The sequence below is a fragment of the Rhodococcus sp. WY5 genome, from assembly GCF_018588185.1.
GTDB lineage: Bacteria > Actinomycetota > Actinomycetes > Mycobacteriales > Mycobacteriaceae > Rhodococcus_F > Rhodococcus_F qingshengii.
This window is the reverse complement of record NZ_JAAMPR010000006.1, coordinates 13,901-27,068: the sequence shown is the minus strand read 5'-3', so window position 1 is coordinate 27,068 and position 13,168 is coordinate 13,901. Positions and strand designations below refer to the sequence as shown.

At 62.1% G+C, this 13,168-nt stretch carries 18 protein-coding genes; 11 read left to right on the top strand and 7 right to left on the bottom strand.

Annotation, left to right across the window (positions count from 1 at the left end; all coding sequences use genetic code 11):
* Positions 1 to 75 precede the first annotated feature (75 nt).
* The 4 genes from G4D79_RS33755 to G4D79_RS33740 are packed head-to-tail and all read right to left on the bottom strand — an operon-like array spanning position 76 to position 4,807.
* Positions 76 to 867 carry a carbohydrate ABC transporter permease gene (locus G4D79_RS33755; protein WP_228179087.1) on the bottom strand — a complete coding sequence of 264 codons (792 nt, stop codon included), beginning with the start codon at positions 865 to 867 and terminating at the stop codon, positions 76 to 78.
* Between the two features lie 50 nt (positions 868 to 917).
* Positions 918 to 1,787, bottom strand: coding sequence for a carbohydrate ABC transporter permease (locus G4D79_RS33750; protein WP_045245719.1), 870 nt, complete (start codon positions 1,785 to 1,787; stop codon positions 918 to 920).
* On the bottom strand, positions 1,784 to 3,901 hold the full coding sequence (locus tag G4D79_RS33745; RefSeq protein ID WP_084603745.1) for a PQQ-binding-like beta-propeller repeat protein: 2,118 nt from the start codon (positions 3,899 to 3,901) through the stop codon (positions 1,784 to 1,786). The genes G4D79_RS33750 and G4D79_RS33745 overlap by 4 nt, the downstream gene beginning before the upstream one ends.
* A gap of 27 nt (positions 3,902 to 3,928) precedes the next feature.
* A complete protein-coding gene (locus G4D79_RS33740) occupies positions 3,929 to 4,807 on the bottom strand; it encodes a MurR/RpiR family transcriptional regulator (RefSeq protein ID WP_214514733.1) in 879 nt (292 codons plus the stop codon).
* 759 nt (positions 4,808 to 5,566) lie between these two features.
* Between G4D79_RS33740 and G4D79_RS33735 the strand changes: the two genes are divergently transcribed.
* The 9 genes from G4D79_RS33735 (at position 5,567) to G4D79_RS33695 (ending at position 11,054) form a co-directional block, all read left to right on the top strand.
* Positions 5,567 to 6,163, top strand: a complete 597-nt coding sequence (locus tag G4D79_RS33735; RefSeq protein WP_214514732.1) for a recombinase family protein — start codon at positions 5,567 to 5,569, stop codon at positions 6,161 to 6,163.
* A 7-nt stretch (positions 6,164 to 6,170) separates the two neighbouring features.
* Positions 6,171 to 7,556: a Mu transposase C-terminal domain-containing protein gene (locus G4D79_RS35370; protein WP_214514731.1), complete on the top strand. Its 1,386-nt coding sequence runs from the start codon at positions 6,171 to 6,173 to the stop codon at positions 7,554 to 7,556.
* Complete coding sequence (locus G4D79_RS33725; protein WP_214514730.1) at positions 7,556 to 8,368, top strand: AAA family ATPase; 813 nt, start codon at positions 7,556 to 7,558, stop codon at positions 8,366 to 8,368. The genes G4D79_RS35370 and G4D79_RS33725 overlap by 1 nt, the downstream gene beginning before the upstream one ends.
* Positions 8,369 to 8,497: 129 nt before the next feature.
* Positions 8,498 to 9,445, top strand: coding sequence for a recombinase family protein (locus G4D79_RS33720; protein ID WP_118604618.1), 948 nt, complete (start codon positions 8,498 to 8,500; stop codon positions 9,443 to 9,445).
* Between the two features lie 121 nt (positions 9,446 to 9,566).
* The gene (locus tag G4D79_RS33715; RefSeq protein WP_118604615.1) at positions 9,567 to 9,878 is read left to right on the top strand and encodes a hypothetical protein; all 312 of its coding nucleotides are present in this window, start codon (positions 9,567 to 9,569) and stop codon (positions 9,876 to 9,878) included.
* Positions 9,879 to 9,917: 39 nt separating this feature from the next.
* Complete coding sequence (locus G4D79_RS33710; RefSeq protein ID WP_238704758.1) at positions 9,918 to 10,460, top strand: DnaB-like helicase N-terminal domain-containing protein; 543 nt, start codon at positions 9,918 to 9,920, stop codon at positions 10,458 to 10,460.
* Positions 10,457 to 10,675, top strand: coding sequence for a hypothetical protein (locus tag G4D79_RS33705; RefSeq protein ID WP_118604612.1), 219 nt, complete (start codon positions 10,457 to 10,459; stop codon positions 10,673 to 10,675). Before G4D79_RS33710 ends, G4D79_RS33705 begins: the two co-directional genes overlap by 4 nt.
* Positions 10,672 to 10,890 carry a hypothetical protein gene (locus G4D79_RS33700; RefSeq protein WP_118604608.1) on the top strand — a complete coding sequence of 73 codons (219 nt, stop codon included), beginning with the start codon at positions 10,672 to 10,674 and terminating at the stop codon, positions 10,888 to 10,890. The genes G4D79_RS33705 and G4D79_RS33700 overlap by 4 nt, the downstream gene beginning before the upstream one ends.
* Positions 10,887 to 11,054, top strand: coding sequence for a hypothetical protein (locus G4D79_RS33695; RefSeq protein ID WP_176450593.1), 168 nt, complete (start codon positions 10,887 to 10,889; stop codon positions 11,052 to 11,054). The genes G4D79_RS33700 and G4D79_RS33695 overlap by 4 nt, the downstream gene beginning before the upstream one ends.
* Positions 11,055 to 11,192: 138 nt before the next feature.
* Here G4D79_RS33695 and G4D79_RS33690 read toward each other — a convergent pair whose 3' ends face one another.
* From G4D79_RS33690 to G4D79_RS33680, 3 genes are all read right to left on the bottom strand, one after another.
* Positions 11,193 to 11,453, bottom strand: coding sequence for a helix-turn-helix domain-containing protein (locus G4D79_RS33690; RefSeq protein WP_118604605.1), 261 nt, complete (start codon positions 11,451 to 11,453; stop codon positions 11,193 to 11,195).
* A 125-nt stretch (positions 11,454 to 11,578) separates the two neighbouring features.
* Complete coding sequence (locus G4D79_RS33685) at positions 11,579 to 12,100, bottom strand: MmpS family transport accessory protein (RefSeq protein WP_118604602.1); 522 nt, start codon at positions 12,098 to 12,100, stop codon at positions 11,579 to 11,581.
* On the bottom strand, positions 12,097 to 12,390 hold the full coding sequence (locus G4D79_RS33680) for a hypothetical protein (RefSeq protein WP_118604599.1): 294 nt from the start codon (positions 12,388 to 12,390) through the stop codon (positions 12,097 to 12,099). The genes G4D79_RS33685 and G4D79_RS33680 overlap by 4 nt, the downstream gene beginning before the upstream one ends.
* 325 nt (positions 12,391 to 12,715) lie before the next feature.
* Between G4D79_RS33680 and G4D79_RS33675 the strand changes: the two genes are divergently transcribed.
* Positions 12,716 to 12,898 (top strand): hypothetical protein, encoded by a 183-nt coding sequence (locus G4D79_RS33675; RefSeq protein ID WP_118604596.1) that lies wholly within the window; start codon positions 12,716 to 12,718, stop codon positions 12,896 to 12,898.
* Entirely contained in the window at positions 12,895 to 13,095 is a 201-nt protein-coding gene (locus tag G4D79_RS33670) for a hypothetical protein (protein ID WP_118604593.1), read from the top strand. Before G4D79_RS33675 ends, G4D79_RS33670 begins: the two co-directional genes overlap by 4 nt.
* Positions 13,096 to 13,168: the final 73 nt, after the last annotated feature.

The following is a 13,168-nucleotide window of genomic DNA, read 5'->3' as shown; positions in this document are numbered from 1 at the left end:
ACTCACAATCTGTGCGGAGGAATGAAGAGGTGGTGAGGAGGTGGATAACGGGAGGTATTTGCGAGGCGTTGGACGTCAGCCCGGGAGTTCGCCGCCGGCTATGCCGCTGACGAACTTGCGTTGGGCCACGATGAACAGCACCACTATCGGCAGGGTCACGAGCAGGGCTGCCGCGGCAAGTTCGCCGTAGGAGGTGCCTGTCTCGGCCTGTTGGAACACTGATAGTGCGAGAGGAGGTGTGTAGAGCGAGCTGTCGCGCGCTACCAACAAGGGCCACAGATAGTCGTTCCAGTGCGTAAAAATCGACAGCACCGAGAAGGCCGCGATCGATGGCATCGACGTCGGGACGACGACACGCAGCAGGGTGGAGAACACGCCGAGGCCGTCGGCCTTCGCGGCCTCGAGCAGTGCGTCGGGGATCGTGACCATGTATTGCCTGAGCATGAAGATCCCGATGGCGCTCGTTGTGAAGGGCAGGACGAGGGCGGCGAAGGTGTTTGCGAGCCCCACCGAGCCGATTCCGAGATAGAGCGGAAGCGCGATGGCCTGGGTGGGGATCAGGAGGCACGCGAGCACGATCGCGAAGGCAGCATCGCGGCCACGGAAGCGCAGCTTGGCAAAGGCGTATGCCGCGGGTATGACCGTCACGAGCTGTGCGGCCAGGATGCCAAGGGTGACGAGTGCGCCGTTGAGCATGGCTTGGCCCAGGTTCGCTTGGTCCCAAGCGCGGGTGAAGTTGCCGAGGTCTAGGGATTCGGGAAGCAGCTGCAAGCCATCGAGCACGGCCTCGTCGGCAGGAGAGACCGACATGCGAAACATCCAGACGACGGGAAATACCGAGATCGCGGCGAATACGGTGACCGCCACAATCTGAATGCTCCTGCCTATCAAACGTCGGGTGCGGTGTGTGGTGCGCATTAGAGTTCCTTGTCTCCGAGGAAGGCTCGACGGCGAAGCACGCCAATGAGCACGAGAACGACCAGTAGCAGTGTTGACACTGCAGCCGCTTGACCGAGGTCGAAGTAGACAAAGCCGAGTCGCCAGGTCATGGTCAGGATGGTTTCCGTAGCCCCGAGCGGTCCCCCGCCGGTGAGGACGTTGACTGTGTCGAACACCTGCACCGCCTGCAGAACGGCCATGACTGTTGCAAACACGGTCGTCGGTCGAAGCAGGGGCAGTGTTACGCGACGAAACGTCGACCACGGGCCGAGGCCATCGGCGGCGGATGCCTCGTAGAGCGCCGTCGGGATGCTCGTCAAGCCTGCCAAATAGAAAATCATGACAAACGACGTCAGCCGCCAGATTCCAACCAGTGCCACGGTGATCAACGCGTACCTGGAGTCACCAAGAAAGTTGATCGGGGCTAGGCCGACCAGCGCAAGTGCCTCGTTTACAAAACCGCCACGGTTAGCGAAAATCCAGCGGAACACCACGGCCATCGCGACCATGTTGGTGGCGAAGGGCAGGAATAGGAGCACCTGAAGAAGTGGCCTGGCCCGCCGAAACGAGGCAACCAGAAGGGCCAGGCCCAGTCCGAGGACCAGGCTCGGGATGATCGTCATCGCTGAATACAGCACGGTATTCCAGATCGACTCGACAACCGCGGGGTCGGAGAAGAGAGCCGTGTAGTTCTGCAGCCCAGCCCAGCGCCACACAGTTCGGTCGCCGAGGTCGATTTGGAACAGGCTTCCCACGAGCGCAAGAACGCCGGGCAGTAGCAGAAAGAGCCCGATCAGGATCAGCGCTGGCAGGGCAAGCGCCCAGCCGCCGATTCGTATGCCCCTCACAAGCGTTCCCCCGCGAGCGTGGCGAGCGGGTAGGCCGCGAGAAGACCGTCACGATGCAGCGCGACGGCCGTGCCGTCGTGCACGACCAGCGGAGCCAGGATCGGAACTCCGGTGGCGAAGCGGCCCAGCTCGTCACCCGTGCGCGCGTCTAGCGTGACGATGTCACCGTCGAGCGCCGGGATCAGCAGCCGGTCGCCCACCGTGGTCGCCTGGGCGAAGAGCGGATGAGGACTGCGCCGGTAGGTCAGGAAGCACTCGTCGGAGTCGGCCGCAATTTCCGTGCGCCAAAGCTGCTCGCCCGAGACGGGGTCGAGCATCGCGACAGCGCCGCCGGCGTCGACGACTAACACGCCGTGGCTGCCGAGATTGACCCCGACAGGGTTCCACGGCACTGAGGTCGGGTACGACCAGCGTATTGCGGAACCGGACGCCGAACGCCGGAAGACATTCGTCAGTCCAGTGGCGATCAGGTCGCCCGTTGCAGGGTCAACGCTGGGGGTGCGTATCGGCAGGCCGGCGCCGCTCGTCAAGACATCGAACAAGCCTTCAGCCACCACCTCGTTAGAGTTCGCGATCGTCTCGCCCGTTTTCGGGTCAAGTCGTACGGGCGTGCTCGGCTCGGGAAACCCCGCCCAGAGCACCGTCGTCAGGCTGCCGTTCGCTCCCGATCGGTCGACTACCGGGGCGCTGAGGGTGATGAAGATCTGATACGCGGCGATGTCCGATCGCTCCCACACGATCTCGCCTGTGCTCTGGTCGAGGGCTCGGAGTGCAGCCTGGTCGCCAACCAAAACGAGTCCGTCGACGAGTGTCGGTGGGTAGAAGCCAAAGCGCCGAAGCGGGTCCGATGTCGGCCGCTGCCACAACATCTCACCCGTGCTCGGGTCGTGCGCCCACGTCGTTCCAGACACAGTCGAGCTGATGATAGCCGCGGTCCCGGCACCCGCGGGCGCGCTACGCAGCGGAGCGTCAAGACTGGCCTGCCACAGGGGCTTTCCCGAGCAGGCGTCGTATGCGGCCAGCGCGCCGCGGGCCTCATCATCGAGCGCGAGCGGTACGAGCACCCGACCGTCAGCAACGATGAAAGGTGTGCGCTGTCCAATCGCCGGGGTCGATGTGCTCCAGAGTGCCTGTGTGGTGCGGGCCCAACCTGAACGGGTGTCGGATTGTGGAGGATAGGTTTGGTGTGACCCTGTGGTGATCCGCTCGCCGTCCCACACAACGATGCGATATGTGGCCGGAGAGTTGTCTACACCGCCGAACATGGCCGGAGGGGTGTTCACGTGCAGCGTGGGGCCGCTCGCGACGACCCGGGAGGTGTGCCGGTGGCCGGAGAACGTCGCGATCGGGGCACTGGGCAGCCCGTCGAGAATGGAGCGCCACGGCTGGTCGTGACAGAGCATGATCCACGGAGTCCCGGTCGCGAGCATCTCAAGGTCGGCGCGTAGCCAGGTGTCCTGGGTCTCGTGGTCTAGACCGAGTTCATGCGTGAACCAGTCCACGGCAACGACGTGGAGGCCAGGTAGATCAAACGAATACCACCTGGGCCCCAGGTAGTCTTCGTAATGCCTGGGCTCCCCGGAATGGATGGCATAGCCGTTGCGGCTAACCAGATCCGTCGGATCCGGAACGAGATGGTCGTGGTTTCCCGGGATCGCGTAGACAGCCAACTCGGTCGTTGCGGTCGCAGCGACGAAAGCTGCGAATTCTTCGGGCAGACCACGGTCGGTCAGGTCTCCCGTGACGACGAAGGCCTCGAGTCCCGGATGAGCCGCGGCGATCTCGCGGAAGGCCTGCGACAGGCGTTCGCCGGTCCCGATTTCGGCCGGTTGGGGATAGCCGGCTCCCGTGCCGAGGTGGGTGTCTGTGAGATGTGCAAAACGGACGGGCAGCTGCACCGGAGCTGGGCTGAGGGTGAATACCGGGTCGATCGCGCTTGCGCCGACGTACCATCGGTCGACCCGCCATCCAGCCGGCCGGGTAATGAACACGGGTCCGCGGACCTGGTCAATCCGAAATCGCCCATCCTCGTCGGTGCGAGTGACCCGTAAGCCGTCGCTGACGACGACTCCTGGCATCGGTGAGCCTGCATCACTTAGTACGGTGCCTTGCATAATTTCCCTCTCTGCGTCTCTCGGCCGTTAGATGCGGTGAGAGTTAACGACTGCCTCGGATGCGGCGCGCGCTTCGGGCGCGCCTTCGAGCTGCATAGCCAGGACGCTGTAAATGGCGTCGATCAGTGACAGGTGGACGATTCGACTAGTCATGGCCTCGACCCGATAGCGTGTCTCCGAGCTACCCGCGACGAGCAAGAGGTCAGCGAACTCAGCCAACGGTGAGCTGAGGAAGCTGGTGATTCCGACAACGACCGCCTTTGACCTGACGGCCGTGCGGGCGACGTCCAGCGTCGACGTCGTTGACCCCGTGTGGCTGATCACGAAACAGACGTCGCGCTCATCAAGGCCGCGGGCGATCACCTCTTGGGCAATGAAGTCAGGGGTGAACGCGGCGTCGAGCCCAAGTGTCGTGAAACGGTAGGCAGCGTCTGAAGCGAGCGGGGCCGAAGTGCCCACCGCGGCGAAGCGCACGCGACGTGCCTTCACCAGCGCAGTGACAATAGCTACGACTGTGCTCGGGTCAAGATGCGCCGCAGCATCCTCAAGCGCAGCACTATTCTCGCGCAAGGTCCCCAACACGGTCGCGGTAACCGGATCGTCGTCGTGTGTCGCGGCCGGGCGCTGGGGAAGGACGGTCTCGCGGGAGAGAAGCAGCTTGAATTCCTGAAATCCGTGCAGGCCGAAGCGCTGGCAGAACCGCACTACCGAGCCGACGGACGTGCTAGAGACCTGAGCCAGTTCGGTCACCGAATAGGTCATAACCGAATGAGGGTCAGCACGCACCACTCGCGCGATCTGCGCCTCGGATGGCGAAAACGCAGCCGAATCGCGACGGATCTGCTCGAGGATCGGCTGCTCATCAGAGCGCCAGAGCCTCGACACTGTCTCAGGCTGTCTATTCATGGTGCTCACGCTAAGAATCGCGCGTGACCGGTCAGTGACACCCAATCAAACGGCGGATGAACTTTCCAGATACTCGCTGTTCATGGAAAGAAACTCCAGAGACACCCCTCTGATCATCCCAACGCAGAGTTGCCAGTAGTCGCGCAGGAACATTCAAAATCTTTGGTCACCCGGCCGTGAAGATCACCGTACCGAGGGGCCAGGCAGCCGTCCTGGGCTCCGAAAACGCAGCCACGCCCAACACACCGAGACCCCGGAACCGAGCGCCCAGGGCATTTCATTCTTGATCCTCTTCCAGCTGACGTTCCTTCTAAACACCTTTGTGCTGATCGACACGCTGCACAGTTGGTTGAGCGGTTTCGTCAAAGTCAGCGCGGTCGGTCGCATGATCACGACGGCAAGTTCGCGAGCGATATCTGGCTGGCCCTTACCGACGTCGCCGTGATCGTAGCGATCTCCGCGCGTCTGACCGTATGGGCGTACGTGTGGAAGCCCTAAATGTCAGGGTGCACAACTTCCGTGATGCGAACCCTGACTCAGCGTCGAAATTGGTCGCCTTCAGCCACGCTAAGCGCAAGGCGACTTTTCCGGCCGACACTCTGCCTCGGGAATCTAAAGCTTTTCGAGACACGAGTTACCTCTTGCGCGCCTCTGTAGGAGGTGGCGGATTTCCGGGGCGCCATTTGTCTTGGAAAGATGTCTTACCGTGAAATGTCTTTCACGCGCCACTTCTAGCAGTTTCTGAGGCAGAATGGCCGGGTGAGATATCTCGGGTATACGCGGGTCAGCACAAGAAGCCAAGACGCGAAGTTGCAGGTCGACGCCCTGGTCAAGTCGGGCGTGCAGGAGCGGGACATTTTTGCTGACGTCACCTCGGGCAGTCGGACCGCTATTTCACGTCCTGGGATAAAGAAGCTGCTCGAGTACGCCCAGCCCGGAGACACCGTCGTGGTGTGGAGGGTCGATCGCCTCGGCCGGTCCCTCATCGATGTACTCAACACGGTGAAGCTGCTCCGAGAGCAGGACATCCAAGTGAAGAGCATCTCGGACGGGATCGACCCGTCGACAACGTCGGGCCGGCTGATGCTGAACATGCTCGCCACCTTGGCCGAGTACGAACGCGAGCTGATCACCGAGCGTGTGAACGCAGGAATCACCGCCGCCCGAAATAGCGGCACCAAGTTTGGTAGGCCCTTGTCCGATCCCGCGGTCGTAGCCGACAAACTCAAGCTCGTAACCGAGGCCCGGGCGAAGGGCCGGACCGCGGAGGATGCGGCAAAGCTCGTCGGGTGGAGTCGTGCCACTTTGTACCGGCATCAGCAGGCCTTAGCGGCCCGCGAAAGCTCCACTGTGTAGGTGACTTGTGGACGCGGCCGAGCGGTGGCGTGTTCTTCGGCTGCATGTCGAAGACCAGATTCCGCTCGCGGTCCTTGCCCGGGAAACCGGGATCTCCGCTCGAACTCTGCAGCGCTGGCACCAGCTCTACCGCGCAGGCGGCATCGCATCACTTGACGCTCATGCGCGTATAGACAAAGGTGCCCGACGAACCTCAGCAGAGACGGTCGCGTTCATCGAACGACTGGCGCTCAGTCGGCCGCGCCCGAGTCTCGCCACGCTGCATCGTCTCGCCATCACCGATGCTCAGGCGCGTGAGCTGCCGCCGCCGAGCTATGCGACAGTGAGGCAAATCGTCCAGGCCCTCGATCCGGCACTTGTCACTTTGGCGCTGGAGGGGCCAGTCTCGTACCGAGACAAGCACGAGCTCGTCTTCCGGCGCCGCGCGGAACACCCCAACCAGACGTGGCAGTCCGACCACACTGAACTCGACATCCTCATCGTCGGCGCTGACGGAAAACCTGACCGACCGTGGCTGACGACCGTGATGGACGACTACTCCCGTGCGATCTGCGGATACATGGTGTTCAGCGGAGCCCCGTCAGCTATTAACACCGCCCTCGCCCTCCGGCAGGCGATCTGGCGGAAAACCGACCCGACATGGGCAATGTGCGGCATCCCCGACATCCTGCACGTCGACCACGGCTCCGACTTCATCAGCCACCACCTCGAACGAACAGCTATAGCTCTGCACATCAGGATCATCCACTCGACCGTCGGCAGGCCACAGGGTCGCGGCAAGATCGAGCGGTTCTTCGGCACCGTCAACACGGAACTCGTGAGCGCGCTCCCCGGCCACCTCGGGCCGGGTAGCCGGGCACCAACTCCCGTCCTCGACCTTGCCGGGCTCGACCGTGCGATCGGCGAATTCATCGGCACCTATAACGACCGGACCCATCGCGAGTTGGGGATCTCACCGCGTGACGCCTGGGTCGCTGACGGTTGGCTGCCGCGAATGCCCGACAGTCTTCAAGAACTCGACGGACTGCTCCTTACTGTTCCGAAGAACCGAGTGGTGCAACGTGACGGCATCCACTTCCAAGGCCAGCGCTACCTGGCCCCAACGCTCGCTCCGTTTGTGGGGCACACCATCACGATCCGGTACGACCCCCGCGACATCTCCGAGATCCGCGTGTACGACCGGGACAATTTTATCTGCACCGCAATCGACGAGGCCCACCCCAACCTGCGTCTCAGTCTCCGCGACATCGAAACCGCTCGTCGCGCCCGCCGCAAGCAACTGCGCCGCGCGATCAACGATCGCATCCCGACCGTTGCCACCCGCGAGGAACCTCGCGCCCCTGAACCGACAAAGCGGCGGCCGAAGCTGCGCACCTACGAAGAGGACGAGTGATGAACCAGGCATTCATCGTCACCAAAGAACACCGACGCTTCACCGAGTTCGCCAACGCCGTGCGGAAAGAAAAGACCATCGGCATCTGTCACGGCGCTGCCGGCGTCGGGAAGACGAACTCCGCCCGTCGGTACGCGAACTGGGAAGCGCTCGAGCCCTACATCAACGAATGGGGTCCCAGGGGTGATCACGATGCGAAGCATTACGCCCTCGCGAACCGATCCCGCACCGTCTTCTACACACCGGAAGTGCTCTGCCGCCCTAAAGACCTTATGCACGACATCGATCATTGGCAGGTGAAAGTTGGGATTTGCGCCGACGAGCACCTCCGCTCCCTCATGCCGGAGTCGGAAAGGGTCAGGCAGAACGATGTCACCCGCCTTGTGGAACTCCTCATCGTTGACGAAGCGGAACGGCTCACCCCCACCGCCCTCGAGCTGCTCCGCGACCAGCACGATCGCACCCACCTCGCGATGATCTTGATCGGCATGCCGGGCATCGACGAGCGATTCCGCCACTACCCGCAGCTCTACAGCCGCCTCGGATTCTCACACCATTACCGCGCTCTCGGACGCGACGAACTCCTCTTCGTCCTCGATCGCCACTGGAAACGACTCGGCAAGACTCTCGACCCGGAAGACTTCACCGACGCGCAAGCGATTGCCGCCATCGAGCGCATCACCCGCGGCAATTTCCGCCTTCTCGAGCGACTTTTCCCTCAGATCAACCGGGTATTGAAGATCAACCAGCTCGACACCATCACGGACGACGTCATTGAGGCTGCGGCCAGCATCCTCGTCATCGGCAACTAACGACACGGAGCGATCAAAGAAAACCGCCAAAGAGCGGCAAACTCCACAACGTACGCCCAGCTCATGCTTGTCTGAAACTCGTGTCGTAAAACTATGTCGAAAAACCTTGAGTCTGGGTATTATCGACAGATGTTGTTCGGTTACGCACGAGTCTCCAGTACAGATCAGAATCCAGCTCACCAAGTCGACGCGTTGGCGTTGGCGGGCGTCGAGGTCGAGAACATTCATGTCGATCACGCCGGCGGCGCGAAGGCGTCACGGCCACAGTTGGATGCTGTTCTGCAGCGAATGCGTGGCGGTGACACGCTGGTGATCACCCGCCTCGACAGGCTGGGCCGGTCGGTTTTGCATCTGATCACGCTCGGTGCCGATCTGCGTGGGCGGGGGATCGGGTTGAAAGTCCTCGAGCAGGGAATCGATACCGCCACCGCCGAAGGTCGGGCGATGTTCGGGATGCTGTCGGTACTCGCGGAACTTCAGCGTGAGCTGATTGTGGCGAACACTCGGGACGGCTTGGCCGCTGCGCGGGCGCGCGGCAGAAAAGGCGGCCGCCCATCGAAGCTCACCGACGATCAAATCGCACTTGCTCAACGGCTGTACGACGCCGGAGAGAATACGGTCGCGCAGATTGCGGCGATGTTGAACGTGCCCCGCACAACTGTGTATGGCCATCTCAACAAGAACAAGTCAGCTTCGACCTCCACAGCGCATTCTCCCGGGGACGTTCCTGTGAATTCTGTTGTGCCCATGCGAGTGCCACGCACCTGCCCGACGTGTGGTTACGAGCCGAGTACGCGAGCGGAAGCTGCTCATCAACGCGGCGACCTGGCTGTTGCGTGGCTCCATCCGGATGTCGACGATCCGAATGCGGTCGTCATCCGTTCGCACTGTCGCCATTGCGAACCTGAGCCACCCGCTTTCGACGTCGCGTGCACCGTATGCGGTGACGGTCCAATTCTTGCCGACACCTTCGCACACGCCGCGACAGTCGAAGGTCTCCCGGTTCCTGTTCAACAGTGGCTGACTGCCAGTGGGTGGAATTTGACGCCCACCCTCCTGTGCCCGGACCACCGATGAGAGGCGGCGATATGGATTCATCAGTGAAAATCCAAGCGGACCTGCGTAAACGAATAGTGCACGGTTGGAATACCGACACTCCGCCAGTCGATCGACCCGCCGAGCGGATGGAGGACGCATCGTGAGCGCCGCACTGCACTCCGTCTCGGGTATCACGAACCGCAAGCCTGCCGCAGATGACGATGCCGTAGAGAAGAGGCTACGAGCCATGCTCGCCGCCATCGACGATTCCCTCGCCGGGATCAGTGACGCCCGCGAAGCGCTCCGAGGCATGTACTCAGGTCCCGCAGCATCGGATGCAGTCGAAACGTTCCTCGCGGAGGAAGCCGCCACCGAAGACATCACCACCCATCTCACCGACGCAGCCCGCAGTCTGCGCGCAGCCCTGGCCAGAATTCGCAGTCATCAGCAGTTGACGACACCGCGACTCTGACATGGCTGATACCGGCCACCAGGCCACGAAGGCGGAACAGTGACGCAGCCACAGGTAGTACCCGAGGCGATCGACCTTGTAGGCCCCGACGCCGAGATCGACGACTACAGCATCGCCATGGACGTCGAAGCGCAGTTGTTGTGCTCGTTGCTCTGGGCGCCGGCCGATCGCGCCGCGAGCGCTACCGCAGCTCTGAGCTGCGCCGACTTCTACCGACCCATCCTCGCCGAACTCTTCACCGTCATCGCGGACCTCGTGACCGCAGGCAAACCACACAACGGGGCCTACGTTCTCAGCACCCTGCAACAGGCAGGCCGAGCAGGCGGACAACGCGGCAAACAACTCACCACAGTGTTGACGGACATCACCACCATCGGCATCCCCTCAGGCGAACTCGAACACTACGTCGGTGCAGTGCTCACCCAGGCGTACCGCCGAGGATTCCGCCACGCCGCTCAATCACTGGCGCAGGCTGCTGACGAGCTTCCGGACGATCAACTGTTCGAGCATCTGCTCAGCATCGGCCGCGAGCGCCGCACCGCCTTCGAGCGGCTCAACACCATCCGAGAAGGCCAACTATGACCGACTCAGACCGGCGCGACCACGCACACGCCAAACCTGGAGTGATCCGGCACAGCATCCTCGGCGTCACCGCACTTGCCGTGGCCGCCCTGGATTTCACGATCGGTACCAAACATGTGATCACCGCAGGCATCATCGCCCTCACCGTGTCCGCGTACAGCTTCATCAGAGCTGCCGCGCTCCGGGCATCCGCCACCACGAGAGACCGACCATGACAACCGAGAAGGACACCAGCAGACCGGGCTGGAAAGCGCACACCATCGTCGCGGTGATCAGTCTCGCCGTAGGCATCATCTTCCTCACCGGCGAAACAACCGCTTCCCTGATCGCCGGAACAAGTCTCCTCGGACTCGCGATCTACCACCTGGTCGTAGCCCTGCACCTTCGCCGAGAACTCAACACATCCACCGACGAGAAAGGGAGACCATGAACGACGACGAACACGACGCCTGGCAACTGCACCACCACGGATCGAGTTGGGAAGACATCGGCACCGACATGGGATGTAGTCCGGCAGCGGCCCGCTCACTCGCCGCCGGGTACGAGCGGCGCACCGACACCGCCGCCCAGGCCGAGCAAACGGCTCTCTTCTGACCCGCCGAAACCCTTCGAGGCGCATGAGCGACATGCAGGGGATCGTGAGTCAAAAGGCTCTCGGAGAAGATCCGATCGACGATGGCCGATGTCGTCGCCCAAGGCGGAGACGCCATCTTCTGGCCTGCAATTACCGATCTAGGTCTCACGTTGACGCTTGAGGGAATCCTCGGCGCGGGCGATGAGTTGGCTCAAAGGCATCCCGAAGACACCGGCAATTGTGTGGAGCTGCGATGCGGACGCGTCCCGCGTGCCCTTTTCGATTCGCCGGATGGTCGAATCGGCGAGACCAGTTCTTTTCACCAGTTCGAGCTGCGCCATGCTGCGTTCGACACGTTCGATCCGTATGCGCTTGCCCAATTCGACCGCTAAATCCCTTGCGGTAGGTGCGGTTTCCATTGGGTGGCTCCTGAAGGGTCGTCACTACTTTTTCGGGGGCATTCGGTTCGCCTACGCTGCACTACCTGCCACGAGAAAAGTTGCACCAGCCACGCAATGGGCGGTGCATCTTTCTGTGTTCGAGCCTATTTCGTATCGAAGTGCGTCTGCTCGCACGAGGCAGACGCGCCGGCGCCGGTGATCGTTTTCTCGGTCAGGATTTTGCCGTCCGCGATGATCTTGCAGGTGAGCGTCCCTGTGCCGGGCCGATAGTTGGTGGCTGTGATCGACGCATACTTCACCAGGCCGGTGAGCGTTACGTTCTTGCGCCACGGAAGCGCCGCTGCGGCGAGTTGCTCGGTGGTCGAATTGTCGCCTGTGTAGGTGACCAGGGCGACGGCGGCGTCGCCCGTCACTTCGTATGTGACCACGATTTCTCGCTTCGCATGCTCGTCGACGACGCTGTAAACCGCAGTGCCCACACGAACGGCACAGCCCGCGAAGAATGCCAACACCACCACGACCGCGAGCAGGATCCACGGCCACGCCTTCTTTTTCGGCGGCGGCAGTGGTTGAGGCGGGTACGGCACGTAGCCAGGCTGCTGGGGGTGGCCGTACGGGGGCTGCCAGTTGGGCTGCTGCGGTGGAGGCTGCGGTGGCTGCGTCATCGCCCTTTCACATCCGGTTCGAAGAGGCTCGGGCCGATCGCATCCTCCAGCGCCAGAAACCGATTGCCACGGTAGTTGCGGTACACGCCCACTCCACCGACGAGAACGGAGATCACCAAGAATGGGAAGCCTGCAGTTTCGGAGCCTGCACCTATCCATATGCCGACGAATCCGATAGCCACCCCGACGAGGCAGATGACCGCGCCTTGGGCCACCATCCTGCGTCCCTGACCTGGGTAGGCCGACACGCGAACGGATCCGATCATGCGCGGTGGTCGTCGTTTCACCATCAAGTTCCCTCCCTGTTTTCGCTGCTCACTGTAGTCGGCAGGATTTGTGTGCCGCTGTTAGTAATCACTCGTAGATGCGATGAAGATCGCTCGCGACTCGGGGCTCAGCCAAGCGCTCATCGCCGAGGCAGCGGCGCTGTCCCCTGGTCGGGTGAGTCAGGTGGCCACGTCCGTGGGGGGTCGGTGATGTCGCCTGAATGAGGGATGGACACAACCAGACACATTAGATACAGTCGATACACTGTACGAGACTTTGGGAGGTTCGAAGGTATCCGGAGGGTTCAGTGTCGTGACGTTAGTAGAAGGTTCCACGAAAGGTACTGTTATGCAATTGATTTCAACTGATCCTGACTACAGTGGATACGTCAACGAGGTTCGACGCTACCGAACCGACGCGGCAGGAGTTCTGTACGCGGCGGTCGTTCTTGTGGCGCATGGGCGGTGGTACAGCGGGATGGCTGCCGTCGATGTGAGAGCGGATCTGTTACACACTGTTCGGGCCGCGTGAGCGAGGACGGCATGTTCTTCAGTGAGAGTACGACCGGGGATGCGGTCGAGCGCGCCTATCGATCAGCAATCAAGGACGGACTGCTCGAAGAGCATGCATATGCGGTGATTCGGAACGCGCTTCTTTCCAGCCGCCGAGATGATCTGATCTCCGAGCGGCAGTGGCGCGTATTGCAGCTGCGCCTTGAAGGGTTGTGAGCGATGTCGACACCTGGAATCGACGGCCAACTCGACATTTTCGCCGAGCTGGCGGGTCTCACCGCCGACCAGG

Bases quoted from the DNA above. Each gene is read 5' to 3' on its own strand.
- G4D79_RS33725 (WP_214514730.1), top strand. From the start codon at position 7,556: ATGAACCAGGCATTCATCGTCACCAAAGAACACCGACGCTTCACCGAG.
- G4D79_RS33675 (WP_118604596.1), top strand. From the start codon at position 12,716: ATGCAATTGATTTCAACTGATCCTGACTACAGTGGATACGTCAACGAG.
- G4D79_RS33690 (WP_118604605.1), bottom strand. From the start codon at position 11,453: ATGGAAACCGCACCTACCGCAAGGGATTTAGCGGTCGAATTGGGCAAG.
- G4D79_RS33680 (WP_118604599.1), bottom strand. From the start codon at position 12,390: ATGGTGAAACGACGACCACCGCGCATGATCGGATCCGTTCGCGTGTCG.
- G4D79_RS33740 (WP_214514733.1), bottom strand. From the start codon at position 4,807: ATGAATAGACAGCCTGAGACAGTGTCGAGGCTCTGGCGCTCTGATGAG.
- G4D79_RS33720 (WP_118604618.1), top strand. From the start codon at position 8,498: ATGTTGTTCGGTTACGCACGAGTCTCCAGTACAGATCAGAATCCAGCT.
- G4D79_RS33745 (WP_084603745.1), bottom strand. From the start codon at position 3,901: ATGCAAGGCACCGTACTAAGTGATGCAGGCTCACCGATGCCAGGAGTC.
- G4D79_RS33695 (WP_176450593.1), top strand. From the start codon at position 10,887: ATGAACGACGACGAACACGACGCCTGGCAACTGCACCACCACGGATCG.
- G4D79_RS33700 (WP_118604608.1), top strand. From the start codon at position 10,672: ATGACAACCGAGAAGGACACCAGCAGACCGGGCTGGAAAGCGCACACC.
- G4D79_RS33705 (WP_118604612.1), top strand. From the start codon at position 10,457: ATGACCGACTCAGACCGGCGCGACCACGCACACGCCAAACCTGGAGTG.
- G4D79_RS33685 (WP_118604602.1), bottom strand. From the start codon at position 12,100: ATGACGCAGCCACCGCAGCCTCCACCGCAGCAGCCCAACTGGCAGCCC.